The organism is Streptomyces sp. NPDC004327, assembly GCF_042873935.1.
Classification (GTDB): Bacteria; Actinomycetota; Actinomycetes; order Streptomycetales; family Streptomycetaceae; genus Streptomyces.
In genome coordinates, this window is record NZ_JBIAME010000007.1 from 121,023 (window position 1) to 135,742 (window position 14,720).

The 14,720-nt window shown below is 74.0% G+C and carries 6 protein-coding genes; all 6 read right to left on the reverse strand.

From position 1 onward, the window contains the following. The coding region (locus ACFYU9_RS24380; RefSeq protein ID WP_389345964.1) for an Ig-like domain repeat protein at positions 1–973 on the reverse strand (973 nt) is incomplete at its 3' end. A 27-nt stretch (positions 974–1,000) separates the two neighbouring features. Then, the gene (locus tag ACFYU9_RS24385) at positions 1,001–1,963 is read right to left on the reverse strand and encodes a WD40 repeat domain-containing protein (protein ID WP_389345965.1); all 963 of its coding nucleotides are present in this window, start codon (positions 1,961–1,963) and stop codon (positions 1,001–1,003) included. Next, a complete protein-coding gene (locus ACFYU9_RS24390; protein WP_389345966.1) occupies positions 1,960–3,678 on the reverse strand; it encodes a hypothetical protein in 1,719 nt (572 codons plus the stop codon). The genes ACFYU9_RS24385 and ACFYU9_RS24390 overlap by 4 nt, the downstream gene beginning before the upstream one ends. A 2-nt stretch (positions 3,679–3,680) precedes the next feature. Continuing rightward, on the reverse strand, positions 3,681–8,309 hold the full coding sequence (locus tag ACFYU9_RS24395; RefSeq protein ID WP_389345967.1) for a hypothetical protein: 4,629 nt from the start codon (positions 8,307–8,309) through the stop codon (positions 3,681–3,683). A gap of 14 nt (positions 8,310–8,323) precedes the next feature. After that, positions 8,324–11,854: a hypothetical protein gene (locus ACFYU9_RS24400; RefSeq protein WP_389345968.1), complete on the reverse strand. Its 3,531-nt coding sequence runs from the start codon at positions 11,852–11,854 to the stop codon at positions 8,324–8,326. Next, positions 11,851–14,517 carry a DUF6603 domain-containing protein gene (locus ACFYU9_RS24405; protein ID WP_389345969.1) on the reverse strand — a complete coding sequence of 889 codons (2,667 nt, stop codon included), beginning with the start codon at positions 14,515–14,517 and terminating at the stop codon, positions 11,851–11,853. Before ACFYU9_RS24405 ends, ACFYU9_RS24400 begins: the two co-directional genes overlap by 4 nt. Positions 14,518–14,720 lie beyond the last annotated feature (203 nt).

A 14,720-nucleotide genomic window follows, 5' to 3' on the forward strand; every position in this document is an offset into this window, starting at 1 on the left:
ATCCGGTGAACTCGGGTGCGACGGTCAGCTGCCCGTCGCGGCTCACGGTGTACTGGAGATCCGCGACGATGCCCGATCCGGGCTGGAATCCGTAGCCGGTCGCGGGCAGTACGGTCAGTGTGTTCAAGGAGCCGCGTGGCAGGAAGCGTTCCGCGCCGACGAGGCCCGTGGGAACCACGTCGTGTGACAACGCGGTTCCGTCCACGCGGATGCGGTATCCGCGCAGGACGAGCGTGTCACCGATGGCCGAGGCGAATCCGGTGAACTCGGGTGCGACGGTCACCTGCCCGTCGCGGCTCACGGTGTACTGGAGATCCGCGACGATGCCCGATCCGGGCTGGAATCCGTAGCCCGTCGCGGGCAGCACGGTCAGTGCGTTCACCGACCCACGCGGCAGGAAATCATTCGGCCGGGCAAGACCGAGCGGCAGTACATCGTGCGACAACGCGGTCCCGTCGATGAGAATCCTGCAGCCGCGAATGGTCAGCGTGTTCCCGGATGCCGAGGCGAACCCCTCGGCATGCGGTTCGAGCCGGATCGATCCGTCCAGGGACAGTGCGAAGGTCAGATTCCCGTAGCCCCCGTTGAGGCGGTACTGCGGACAGGGCAGCAGGGAGAGATCGTGCGGCCGGTCCGCGGTCAGGGCCGCGTTGCCGGTGTCCAGCGTCAGGTCCTGGTCGAGGGCGGTCGCATCCAGGTGCACGGAGAGGCCACGCACCGTCAGGCGGCGGGTGCCGCGTCCCTCGGCGATGCCGTCGAGAGACGCGTCGAAGTCCAGCGTTCCGTCGGCGGCGACCGAGAACACGACGTCGGACGCGGCGGCGGAGCCCTGCTTCAGGTGGTAGGTGCCGGGGGCCGGGAGAGTCACCGTCGGTGGCGGGGTCGCCGACCCGTCGACCGGCCCGGTGCCGGCCTCGGGCACCGTGAACCGCGGCTCGGTGAGGTGTGAGGTGTCGATCTCGATGTCGGGCATCGGCTGCTCTCCCGTGTCGGGCCGGCGTCAGAACGGTGTGATGCCGCGGATCACCAGGCGCGGCGCGGGGTCGACCCGGGTCTGGTTGACCGCCGGGCGCAGCGCGGTGGGGTCGGCCGGATCGCGGGCCCAGCGGCGGATGTAGCCCTCCCAGCCCCCGGTGATGATCTCCCTGTCATCGGGGGTGACGGTGATGGCCCAGATGCTCCAGTGGTCGGTGGCCAGAGGGGAACCCACGGGCTGGCCCGTGGCGCGCTGCCAGCGGCGGATGATCCCGTCGTCGCAGCCCGCGACGATCTCGCCGTCCGTGGTCAGGGCCAGGGCGCGTACAGGGACGCCGGCCACGATGGGGGCGGCGAGCGGTCTGCCGCTCTCACGGTCCCAGCGGCGTACGGTGCCGTCCCGGCCACCGCTGACGATCTCGCTGCCGTCGGCGCTGACGACCACCGTGGGCACGGGGCCGACGTGGCCGTCGAGGCCGGCCAGCAGGGTGGCGGCGGCGCGGTCCCAGCGGCGTACGGCGCCGTCGTTGCCCGCGGTGACGATCTCCCGGTCGTCCGGGGTGAGGGCCATGGCGCGTACGGCTCCGTCGTGGGCGGTCAGCGGGGCGGCGAGGGGCGCGCCGTCGGCCCGGTTCCAGCGCCGTACCGTGCCGTCATAGGCGGCGGTGAGCAGTTCGGTGCCGTCCTTGGTCTTCCGCAGCGCGAGGATCCACTCGTCATGGGCGGAGACGGGCGCGGCCGCGGAGGCGGACGTGGCGCGGTTCCAGCGGCGTAGCGTGCCGTCGCTGCCGGCGGTGACGATCTCCTGGTCATCGGGGCCGAGGAGCATCGCCCAGACGCTGCGCTTGTGGGCGACCAGCAGGGGGCAGAGGGCTTCGCCGGTCTCTCGCCGCCACCGCAGGACGCGGCCCATGGCGTCCGCGCTGACGATCTCGGATCCGTCGCGGGTGAGGGTGAGCGCGCTGACCGCGCCGATGCCGTGGTTCATGGCGTGGCCTCCTTGGCGGGGAGCACTCCGTCGAAGGTCAGCCCGGAGGCGGCCTCACCCTGTCCGGCACGGGCCCGGTATCCGGTCCACCGGTAGTGGTGGCCGTCGTGGCCGCGCACGGTCACCGGGGTGCGGCCGGCGGTCACACCGGAGCGCGGGATCTCCTCGTCGCGGAAGTACACCCGGGCCACCTCCGGCTCCAGCAGCCGGCCGCGCGCCTGGGTGCGCAGGGTGCCGTGCGCGGTGGGCAGGGTCATCCGTCCGCGCCGGAACCTGGTCGCGGCCGAGCCGGGCGCGAGCGGGACGGGCACGAGCGGGATCCAGTGGTACGGCACGGCCGTCGCCAACTGGTAGGTGAGGGCGCCCGGGACGTCCGACGGGCCGGGCGGGGTCAGGCCGGGATTCTCGTCGGCGCGGGGCCGGGGCTTTCCGGTGGCGCTCTGCACGGTGCGCTCGATGGCCCAGGCGAGGTTGGCCATTTCGTCGCGGACGAACAGCACTTCCTCCACGGGCGGCCCTTCGACGCGGCCCGCGGCCCTGGGCAGGAGCGGCAGCAGGGCGGGCCCCGGCCGACCGGAGCCGGCGATGCCCAGCCGGAAGAGCGACCAGTGTTCGTCGCCCGCGGCCTCGATGTTCAGCGAGTCTCCGAAGGTGTCCACGACCGTGAGGTCCGTGATGCCGTGGACGTGGCCCACCTCCAGTTCCAGTGGGACGACCCAGTGGTCGTTGCCGTACACATTGGCGAACTCCACCAGAAGCAGCCGCGCCAGGTCGGCTGGGCCGGCCTCGATGGAGGGCAGGTTGACGCTGGTGTCCTCGAACTCCCACCAGCGCTCGGCCGGCATGCCGGGGTACGTGGCGCGGGTGGGCAGGACGGTGTGCGCCGGGGCGCCGGTGGCGGTGAGGGCGGTGGCGGTGGCGTCGATGTCGAACTGGTAGCCCTCGGCGCCGCCGCCCGGGTACTCGGGCGCGGTCAGGGTGATGCGCTGACCGCCCTGGGACGCCTCGACGGCGAAGTGGTGCTCCAGGCGGTCGCGTACCCAGCTGGGGGCCGTCGGCGGGGCGTGTTCGGCGGCGAACCACGTCTTCCACTTGTCCGCGGCCAGGTTGAAGGCGGTCAGCTGGGCCGTGTTGAGGCCGGTCGGGTGCCATCCGGTGGCCAGTGCGCGGGCGAGTTTCCCGCCGTGCGGGGCGCGCGCGAGCAGGACCTGCGCGAGCGTGCGGCCCGCGGGGTCCGGCTCCGGACCGCCCGCGGGATCAGCCGGGGATGTGCTGTCGAGGAGAGGGAACGCGGCCAGAGCCTGGTCGGTGACGGAGTCGCGGGCACCGGTGGGCAGCGCGCCGAGCCCGCCGAGGAATCGCAGTCCCGCCCGTGCGGCGGTGCGCAACGGCAGTTCGCGGTCGGCCTGTTGCGGGGTGCGGCCCGCCTCGGCGAGGTACTCGACGGGCACGCCCGGCGGATACGGTACGGAGGGTCCGGTGTCGCCGGGCCTGAACCGGTCCACGGTGGCCGCGGCCGTGGTGAGCGAGCAGCCCACGGGCGAGCCGCCGTCCTCGCCGTGGAACTCGGCGAGTTGACGCTGCCGGGCCAGCAGGAACAGCGGGTCGGCGATCCGGGCCTGGAGGGCCTCGTCGAGCTGGCCGCCGGTACCGCTCGGCCGGACGTTGGGCTCGATGCGGTGGAAGTGGGCGAAGACCGCCTTGTCGTCGGCCATGCTCAGGCCTCCCGATCTCTCAGCTGCGCGATGATGCCGGCGGCGATGCTGGTCTTCATGAGGTCCTTGAAGGCGATGCCGGGGAATCCGCCGAGTGCGTCCTGGGGCAGGTACACGGCGGGGAGGTAGCGGCCCAGCCAGCCGAGGGCCGGGAGGTCGACCAGGCGCAGTCCGGTGAGGTCGAGCGCCTCGCGCACGGTCTCGCTCAGCAGCTCGGCCGTCCAGGGGCGCCCCACGACGGGCGGTACGGCGAGCAGAACGGCCTGGGGGGCGCGGGCTCCAGGGGCGTCGTAATGGAAGGCGACGCCCGCCGTGTGCCGCTGGGCCGGGATGAGCTCCGGCCATTCGTCGGCCACGAGGACGGCCACCGGCTGGGTGAGGTCGGGGGCGGGAAGACCGTGCACGGCCAGACCGGTCGCCGGAGGAAGGTCCGCGGTACGGGTGGCGCCGACCCAGCGGTCGTGGGCGGTGAACGGGGTCTGCCCGATCCGCAGGGCGAAGTCGCCGCCGGTGCCGGCTGCTTCGCCGTGCAGCAGCAGGTCGGCGAGGGCACGGGCGCCGGTGCGGACGGCCGCCGCGCGTTCGAGCCAGTCGCGCGGGGCCGTGTCGTCCGTGCCGCCCCGGTCGAGGCCGGGTCCGAAGGATGCCGCGAGCGGGGCCGGGGCCGGCGGGGTGGTCAGGCCGACGGCGCGGAATCCGGCTCCGAAGACGGCCTGGAGGGCGTCCACGGCCGCCTGCCAGCCCTTGCCCGCCAGGGCTTGCGCGGCGAGGCCGAGCCGGCTGTCGGCCTCGTGGACGGCCGCTGCGGTGCGGGCGGCCGGATCGTCGTCGGCGGCGGAGGGTACGACGATCCCGTAGGCGGAGAGGAGTTGCAGGTCCGCGGCGTTCTTCGCGTCTGTCAGACCCGAGACGGCGTGCTGGGCGCGGCCGCGCAGCTCCGTCTCGTCGGGGGTCTGCGCGGGCGGGTTCACGGCGGGGGCCAGGTCGGCGGGTGTGCCGGGGCGACCGTTGGCGAGGACCGCGGCGACGGCGCCGGCCAGCGCCTCGATCTCCTGGAGGGACACCGTGGAGCGCGGCCAGTGGGGGTCCCGTCCGTCGAGGAGGTCGGCCACGGCGTCGCTCGGCAGGTCGGACGGGCGGTGTGCGGTGAGGGTCTGGCTCAGGGCCGTACGCAGGCTTCGGGCGGCGGCGAGCGCGACGACGTCCAGCGCGCAGTGGTCGGTGAGCGGCCAGGGATGCTGGCGGGTCGCGGCCGGGGTGGCGTGGCCGGGCCGGCGCCAGGCGACCTGGAGGCGGATGCGGTCGGTCCGGCCCAGCTGATGGCCCGCCCACGCGTCGAGCCGCGGTTCCGCCTGAGCGCGGGGCCGGGTCCGCTGGGCGGGGCCGTCCCAGCCGTGCGACAGTGCCGGGTCCTGGGGGACGACGACGAGGACGCGGTGGTCGACAGAGGTGCCCTGGGCGGGGGTGTCGAGGATTTCGGGTCGTGGCGGGGGCTGGCCTCCGGCGGCGAGGCTGTCCAGGGTGGCGCCGGCCCGGTCGGGGTTGCCGTTGGCGAGCTGGTGGACGCTCTCGGCGAGCAGCAGGTCGGCGATCGCGTCGATGTCGTCGTGCAGGGCCTCCAGTGCCGCGCGGACGGCAGGTTCCTCCTTGGTGGGTTCCAGGGGTGGGTGGACGGTGGGTTCCAGACGGCTCAGCGCGTCGGCCACGGTGAGCGCGCCCACGGCGGCACCGTCGGTGACGTCGTGCGGAGCGACGAACTCGGTGGCTCCGGGTGCCGGATGGTGGACGGCCCGGAACGGCCATTGTGTGCGCAGGGGCGCGATGACCCGGTCGAGCTCCAGGGGCTCGGCGGCGTTCTCCCGGGCCTCGTGCAGCCGCCGCTCCAGGCGGTAGCCGAGCAGGGCGCCCAGCGGCTGGCCCTGGCGCACGCCGTCCAGCGTCGCCATGGCGGCGCGCATGCGGCTGGAGGACAGGTTCACGGCGAACGCGCCGGGGTCCGAGGGATGGGACCGGACCCCGCTGTGCAGGACGGCGGCGGTGGTGGCCTGGGCGAGCGAGGGAGCCAGGACGAATCCCTCGCTGCGGCGGCCTGCCTGCGGCGAGAGGTTCTCCACCCAGCCGTAGGCCCCGAGTTGCACCCCGGTGGGCCGCCGGGTGTCGGACCGCATGGCCTGGAGGCGCACGGTGGCCAGCGAGGTGATCCAGGCGTCGAGCCGGTGGGAGGCGAGGTCGAGGCACTCGCCGAGGAGGCGCTCCATGACGTCGAACGGGTCCCGGCCGGCGTCGTGCCAGTCGTGGACGCGGGTGGACAGATAGCGCAGGGCGGCGTCGATCTGGGCCAGGCGGATGCTCCAGGGGCGCTCGATGCCGAGGAGGCCGAGGACGCCCCGGTGGTTCAGGGCTGCGGCTTCCACGGCGGGGGCGAGCTGGGCGCGTGCGCTGGTGAGGGCGTCGTGGACGGTGGTCGCGGCTTCGGCGGCACCGGGCAGGGTCAGGCCGAGGGTGGCCTTGAGGGTGAACGGACGGAGTCCGACGCCGGCCTGGGAGGCGAGGGAGCCGGCCGTCAGGGGTGGCAGCAGGACCTCGGTGAAGCGCAGCCGTTGGTCGCTCACGAGCCCGCCGGCGTGCGCGGCTCCGGCGGCGGCGTGGCCGTACTCCAGGTTGGCGGTGTGCCGCAGCAGCGCCTCCAGCAGGGTGCGGGCCCGATCCGGGCTCACCAGGACGTGCAGGACTTCGAACCGGTCGACCACGTCCTCCAGGAACCGGCCGAGCTCTCCGACCGGGTCGGTGATCTCGGGCAGGTCCGGCAGCCGCGTGTTGGGCAGCCACAGGCGGCTGGTGCGCGGCTCGTTCTGGTGCTGGGAGACGAGGGGCTCGTAGCCGATGCCCAGGGCCCGGTTGAGGGCGGTGGACAGGCGGGCCTCGGGGCCGGGGCCGGAGTCCTGGACCAGGCCGAGAACATGATTGAAGTAGCTTGCGTTGAGGGCACCGCGCACGCCCCGCACGTCGCTGGACTTCGACACCGCGGCGAGGCCCAGGGCGCGCAACACGTCGCGTTCGGGCTTGGGCAGGTCGAGGGTGTCGCCGAGCTGGTCGGGCCCGCCGACCCGCGGCATCGTGTCGACGCCCACCTCCCAGAAGGGGCGCAGCGTGGTCAGGACGCGGTGCAGCCCGGCCAGTTGTCCGCGCTCGTGCTCCGGGTCCGGACTCCAGCGGCGCATGACGGTGATGGGCAGCAGCCCGTACGGCTGTTTGCCGAGGCGGAGGGTGGGCAGCGGGCCGCGGGCTCGTACCGCGTCCGCGTGGTGCAGCCGCAGCCACTCCAGATCGATGCCGGTCTCCTCGCGGTGGCTTCCGCTCTCCATGAGCTGGTCGAGGAAGAAGTCGCCGGTCGCGCTCCACAGGGCCAGTTGGAGGGCGCGTGCGTCGGCCTGCTCGGGTTCGGTGCCGCCGGGCAGCGCGGTGGCCGCCTCCTGGGGGATGCCGAGCGCGGTGGCCAGGCGGGTGGCGTTGCTCCAGGGGTCGGGAGCGGAAGGCGGGGGAGCGGCCGCGTGCAGCAGGGCGTCGACGTCGGGTGGGTCGTCCGGCGGTCGGCGGGCGTGCGGGACGTTGTTGGTGGGGGTGTCCTGGAGGACGTAGGAGGCTTCGCCGTCGTGCGCCCGTCCGGTGAGCAGCCGGGTCAGCCGGGCCGCGGAAGCGGTCGGGTCCAGGGAGGCCGAGACGCCGAAGGCGATGACGCGGGAGAGCAGGGGGCGGCGGTCGGGGTCGTAGCCGGGCCGGTCCAGGGGCACGGTGACGGCGAGGCCGTTGTCGTGGGCGCCGGAGAAGCTGGTGAGCCAGCGCAGGCCGGGGTCGGTCAGGGGCCCGGTGCCCGCGCCCGGCGCGGTGGCGGGCGCGTCGGGGTCCGGGCTCATCTGGACGGTGTCCGGCACGGCCTCGCCGCGGCGCTCGCCGACGAGGATCTCGCCGTTCGGGGTCTGCTGGAAGGCCTGGACGACGAACTGGTCGGGGAGGGTGGAGGCGGCGGCCGGCCGGTTCCAGCCGCGGGAGCGGGTGGGCAGGTCGGCGGGCCAGGCCGGCTCGGGGCCCGCCGCCTCGTCGGGCAGGGGCACTTCGGGGCGGTCGTCGGCCGTCGGCGTCAGGATGGTGACGATCCAGCGGGCGCGGGCCGGGCCCAGCGTGCCGCGCAGTTGCTCCCAGGCCCCGAGCCGGATGCGGGCCCGGTCTCCCGACGCGTTCTCGGTGCGTCCGGCCCGGAAGACGGTGCGCCAGTACCGCCGGCCCTGCTGGATCTCGCCGTCGGTGGGCAGGGGTTCGTGGCTGTCGACGTGGATGTCGTCGGGGAAGATCCGCACCTGGAGGGTGTCGGGCCGGCCACCGTCCGGTGTGAGCCGGGTCTCCAGGCGCACCGGAGCGAGCATCAGGGGCACGTCGGGGTCCAGCTCGGCGAGCAGGGTGTCGGCGTCGGCCGCGGCGGTGAACTCGCGCAGCGCCTGGTGCAGGGCCTCGCGTGCCGCCTGAAGGGTCTGGTAGGCGGCGCGGCGCTGCTCGGGTGTGGCGCCGGGGCCGAGACCGGCGCGGCGCTGCTCGGCCTCGGCGACGGCCGCGCGCAGCGGGGCGAGATCGGTCATCCGGTCTTGTCTCCCTAGGGCTGGGGTGGTGGGGGACGGAGCAGCCGCTCGGCGGGCATGACGACCCGTACGGGCTGCTGGAAGCACTGCCGGGCGATGCCGGCGGCGCTGTCGCCCCAGACGAGGCCGTCGAGCGCGACGTTGGGACGCCTGTTCCCCGGGGCGTGGGTCGCCGCCCGGAACTGTTCGGGGGAGTCGAAGAGGTGACTCCAGTCGAGGTTGTTCCAGTCGTCGGCGTCGGTGGGCGGCACGGTCTCGGCCGGCGGCACGTAGGGGCGGCCCCACAGGCCGGGCGGCGGCGGGCTGGCGAGGATCTCGTCGGAGGGGTCGTCGAGACCGAAGCGGGGTTCGGTGGGCTGTTCGGCGATGACGAAGCACCAGTCGTGGTCGAGGATCTCACCGAGCCGGAGGTCGAAGCCGAGGAACGTCGTGTCGGGGTCCAGACCGCCGCGGAAGACGGGGTGGCGGGCGAGGCCGTCGTCGGGTTCCCGCGAACCGTCCGGAGCCGGCGGCAGCAGGGGGGCCGCGTAGACGATCGCCCCGGGGTAGCGGCGCAGCAGGGCTGTGCGCAGCAGGAGGACGACCCGGTCGGCCGGGGCGGTCAGGTGGGTGCCGAGCGGGGCTCCGGTCTGCCACTGGTGCAGGGGCGGCATTTCGGGGCCGGTGCTCCAGAAGGAGGCGAAGTACGTGCCGCGCTGGTCGGTGGGGTACTCGCGCCAGCGCAGTTCTCGGGCGAACTCGTGATTGAGGCCGACCATGTACGACGCGATGAAGGCGGGATTGGTCACGGCGAGCGCGGCGCTGTCGGGCGGCACCTTGTCCAGTCCGGCGAGCATCCACTCGGTGGACTGTTCGGACAGCGGGCGCCACATGGCGTCGGGGAAGGTGGGCGCCCACTGGAGGGGAGCGGTGCTGTCGGCGCCGGCCGGATGCTCGACGCGGGAGCCGACGACGGTGTCCACGGTGGTGTGCGGGTGGATCTGGTCGGTGACGGTGGTGTGGGCCGCGGGTGCCGGGAAGGGGTCGCGGGGCGGGATGGGCGGTACGTCGGTGGGACGGAGGACCTGGTCGTGCGCGCCGACGATCATGCCGTGGGTGTCGCCCGGGCTGAGGCCGAGCACGGAGGGCGCGGGCAGCCGGTCGGCGAGGCCGGGCAGGCTCGCCGGACCGAAGAGGCTGCCCAGGGACATGCCGCCGCCGTGCTGCCAGCCGGCGAGGATGTCGCCCAGCCGGTCCGGGGTCCACACGTCGCCGTCCGGGGGCGGGGTGCCGTCGGCGAGCCGTTCCCAGCCGCCGGAGCAGTCGGCGCGCCAGTCCCCCGCCCTCCCGGTCTCGTCCCAGTCCCAGGTCCCGGGGCAGGTGCCGTGGAAGGTACCCCGGGCGGTCTGCGACCGCCAGATGCCGTTGAGCGTGCCGTCGGAGACGTCCGTCGGGTCGTCCCAGACACCTGCCGCGACGCCCTGCCAGGTGCCGTGGTCGTCGGAGGTCTCCCAGGTTCCGGTCAGGACCAGTCGCCAGCCGCCGTAGAGCCCGTCCGGGACCGGCGCGTCCCACACTCCGGTGAACACGCCCCGCCAGGTGCCGGAGCCGCCGTCGCCGTGGCGGAAGGTGCCCCGGGTCTCGCCCTTCCAGCCGCCGCCGGCGGACAGCGGGTCCCAGTGGCCGGACCACATGCCCTTGAGCGTGCCGGTGGGGGTGCCGTCCGAGGCGGTCAGCAGTCCGGTGGGGGCGATGCGCCCGGACGGGAAGGCCAGGGTGTCCTGCGGGGTGATGCGCGTGTCGGCGAGGAACTGGGTGGGTACGGCGATCTCCCGTACCGAGCCGAGCCGGAAGACGGCGTCGAGCGTGGTGGGCGTCAGGGGCGGCGCGGCGGAGAGTTGCCCGGTGGTGAGGTCGCGCAGCTCCGCGTGGCGGGCCGCCTGGGCCGCCAGGGTCTTCCAGGCCGGCGCGGTGGAGGTGGACGTGCCGAGCGCGGCCAGGACGGCGGGCAGACGGTCGGCGCTGACGACGCGTTCCGGCGCGACGGCGAACGCGACGGTGCCGTCGGGGCTGCGGGGGGTGACGGACAGTCCGGTCCCGGTCGCCGCCATCGTGGTCAGCGTGTTGGCGAAGGGCGCTTCCGCCGCGTCCGGGTTCTGCTGCCGGGTGACGAGGGCGACCCGTCTGCTGAGCAGGCCGAGCGGTCGGATGGCGCGCCGGAAGGTGGTGGTGGCCATGGCGGTGGGCAGGACGCTGGCGTGCACGCCGCTCGCCAGTGTGGCCGTGCCGAACAGTGTGCGGGTGCGCAGCGGTGCCGCCAGGTGGAGGAACTCGTCCGTGGTGAGCGGCTGTACGTGCCGTTCGTGGAGCCTGGTGCCGACCAGCCGGGCCAGCCGGGCGAGGTCCACGAAGCGGTTGGCGGCCTGCACGTCGGCCAACTGGGTCCAGGCCGATGCCATCAGCTGTTCCTGCTCGCGCTGGACGGACCTGGTGCCGAGGCCCGCGGCGACGCGCCAGCGCGGATCGAGGTTCAGGGCGTCCAGCCAGCCCGTCGATCCGGGGACGGCCTTGGCGGCGAGGGCGTGGAACCTGCCGTACAGCGGAGGGGCCACTTCGGGGTCGTCCTCGCCGTCGTCGCCGTGCGCGCCCTCCAGCGAGCCGGCGAGCGCGCTCTGCCACTGGGTGCTGTGCGCGTCGACCGGCCAGGCGTCCCGGGGCCCGAGGTCGGGGGCGGTCAGGGCGCTCTCGACCTGCTGGACGACCGGACCTGGACCCGGGTCCTGCGCTCTGGGTCTGCTGATGTCCATCGGTCTGCGGCCGGCGCCGGCGATGGGGCGGCACTGGAGGCGGTCGGCGAGGGTCTCGAAGTCCCCCGCCTCCCCGGTGGAGAACGTCCAGGAATGGTAGACCGGCAGGTCGGCGTCCGTGTCCGCACTCCAGGCGTGGGCGAGGTCGCCCCCTGTCTCGCCGTGACCGGCACGCCGTCCGGCCTCGAACGCGGGCACGAGGCAGGCCAGGTAGTCGGTGTGCGGAAGCAGTCGCCGGGGGGCGAGCAGCCGGGAGACGCGGGCGCGCGGATCCTGCTCGTGGCCGACCAGGGTCTGGACGTGCGCCCACAGGTGCAGACGGTCGGGATCGGGGAGTTCGGCGCCGGACACGCGCAGTACGGGCAGCGGCCGGCCGGGCTCCCGCCGGGGACTGGCGAGCCGGGCCGGGACGCAGACCAGCGCGAGCCAGGGGCGCAGCGCCCCGCCGGACACGGGGGCGAGGGGTGTGAACAGCCAGGGCAGGTCGGTGCGGTCGAACTCGACCATGGGGAATTTCGTGGTCTCGGCGTCGGGGGTACCGGGCAACGGGTACATCCGCACGATCTGCCGGGGATCGAGGGCGCGGACGTCCCCGGGACCGTACAGGTGTACCGGTACGGGCCGTTCGGGTCGCGCGTTGACGGACGCGGAGGCGGCGATGGTGCCGCGGACGGGTGTCGTGCGCTGGAGGTCGTCGAAGTCCGTCAGCGACGCCGCGGCTCCCGTCCGGTCCCACGAGGCGAACGCGTATCCGGTCATGGTGTGACCACCGACTTCAGCTCGTACGAGGGGACGGCGTGCAGCGACGGGGAGCGCCCGGCAGGGGTGGTGAACGACAGCGCCGCTTCGGTGAAGGTGGACGTGCGGCCCAGTTCCGTGGCCTCGGTGAGGGTGTCGACGTGGGCGACCGCGAACGAAGGGGCCTTCAGGGCCGACGGCGCGGGCGCGTACGCGTACCGGGCACGGTCGGCGTGGATCGCGCTGGTCGCCACCGCACCGTGTTCGAGCGCGGCGAGCAGGTGCGGGTCGGTCAGCAGCCAGAAGGCGCGCGGCTGGGGCGCGGCGCCGCGCTCGCCGATCCACTTGGTCTCGTAGCGCACTTCCACGGTGCGGCGGGGCGCGTCGGCGCCGGCCACCGGTGGGGTCAGCTCACTGCCGGAACGGAGGAGTTCGAAGGCGGGCTGGGTGAGTTTCTCGTCGTCGGTGAGGTCGAAGAAGTCCGCGCGGGCGAACTGCTCCCGGATCGGCTGGGCGGTCGGACTGCCGTCGCCGAAGCGTACGGAGACCTCGAAGGCGGCGGGCCTTTCGAGGCGGCCGGGGCCGAACCGGGTCACGGGGATGCCGAGGGGCACCACACGCTGGCTGAAGCGGAGCCGGCCGAGAGGGTGCAGCAGTCGCGCGGTGTCCACGCCGTCGCCCCGCAGGGCGGCCAGGGTGGCGGCGCCTTCGGGCAGCACCGGCTCCCAGCTGCGCGGGTTGTCGAGTTCCCGTTCCAGCAGGGGTGCGATGTCGGGCGGAGGCGGCGCGCCCGCCGCTCCGGTACAGGCCCAGTGCTCGTCGAACGGGAAGCTGACGTCGATGAAGAACAGGGAGACGGTGGCCCGTCCGGCGACGTGCCAGCAGGGCGTCGGTCCCTCGACTCGGACGCGCAGATCGACCGAGCACAGGCTGTGGCCGTCGAAGCGGAGGTGGAAGGAGCCGTACAGATCGAGTACGACACCGAAGCTGGGCTCCCAGCGCAGCAGCGCGTCGAAGCCGAGCTGTCCGCTCACCCCGGTGTCGGACGTGCCGATGACGGCGGTCAGCAAGGCTCCCGCCTGGACGGTGCCCGGTGTGAGGGCGAAGTATCCGCTGAAGACGATGCTGAGCGCCGGGGCGCTGGCGATGGAGATGGAGAGCCGTCGGGGTACGGGGAACCCGGCCGGCGCGGGGAAGCTGGGATGGAATCCGCCGGCGCTGAAGATGAACGTGGCGTCGGAGCCGGTCTTGATCCGCAGTGCGATCCCGCCCTCGATGCCGGCGGTGAGCAACCGGGACCCGGCGAGGTCGGCGACCATTTCCACGAGGCCGTTCGCCACGTCCATGACGCCCTCGACGGATGCCCGCAGGTCGAGGACCGGCGCTTCGGGGGCGGGCAGCGCGATCCTGAGCCGGCCGAGCAGGGCGACGACTCCGCTGGGCAGTTCCAGGACGAGCCCCACGTCGGCCGTCACGAACGGCACCGGGCGGCCCCAGCCCAGCCGGAAGGTCGGCCCGACGACCACACTGCCGCGCCGGGCGGGGAAGACCGAAGCCAGCGTGTCCAGGATCTGCGGTACGGCCCGGGCCGGGTCGTCCGGGAACAGCACCCGGTCCAGGTGGCCCGACTGCACGGCCGCCGCGAGGCCGGCCCGGTCGATGGCGTGCCCGATGCCGACGATGCCGCCGACCGCGTTCAGGGTGAAGCCGAGACCGAGTTCGACGGCCGGCGTGAACAGGGCGCTGAGCGCCACGAGAAGCGAGGGCTCACTGGGCTGCAGGATGGCGAACGCCCGTACGTCGACCACGCCCAGGGCGAGACTCAGCGCGCCCCGGTACTCGTCACCGCGCCGTTCCAGAAAGCCGCTGCCCCGCGCGGGGCCCGCCGAAATGCTCAGTCCCAGCCCACTCGGGGGCAGCGGTGTGGCGCCGGCTCCCGGCGTCAGCTCGCTGCCGATTCCGTCGATCGTGGCGTCGGCGAGCCCCAGCAGCGAGGCGCCGAAGGAGGCGGTGAACCGCAACGCGAGGCCGGAGGGCGCAAGATACAGGGCGGGCGCGCGCAGGCCCGGCGGCGCGACGCGCAGCGGCACCGCGAGGCCGTTCTTCCCACCGCCCTGGAAGTGGATTCCCCGTATGTCCAGCCGGGCCTGGATGTCGCCCTCCAGGGCCGGCCCGCCCGGTACGACGAGGTCGAGCAGTTCGTCGGCGGGCAGCGTGAGCCGGATCCCGCGCACGGAGAGCTGCAGCGCCGCGCCGGTGGGGTCGGCCGGCACGGTGAGGGCGAGCGTGATGTCCTGCTGGACCCGCAGCACGTCGGCGAGCTTCAGCGTGCCCAGGTTCACGGTGAAGGAGATCTCGGAGGGCAGCGTGTCGTGCAGTACCTGCACGTCGTCCGCGGTGGCCACGAGGACCTCCGGAACGGTGAGGTTCCAGTGGGGAACCAGGCCGCCCGCCGCGTCGGAGAGCAGAGTCAGCAGCTTGGGCCACAGGTCGCCGGCCTGATCCGCGTCCGGCGCGCCGATACGGGTCAGCAGCGCCGAGGGCGTCAGCTGCGCCCCCGGCAGTCCGAGCGCCTCCGCCAGCTTCCTGCGCCGCTGCGCCGGGTCGAGGGCCCCCAAGGTGGGCAGGACTCCGGCCAGCGCGGTCCGCAGCTGCGTGGCGAGATCGGCGACCGTTCCGCTCATGAGGTCACATCCGTGTGCGGCGAGACAGCTCATCACTGGGGACTGACACCGGGTCTCCGGCCCCACAACTACGCACGTCAGCCAGGGACCACTGTCCGCGCGGGCCGTCCGGTCCCGCAACAGGGAAACGCTTGCCTCACCCTGCCGGCTGAGCGCATTGCTCCCCCCGTGCGAATCCACTCCGTCGTGCGTCACCTCGGCCG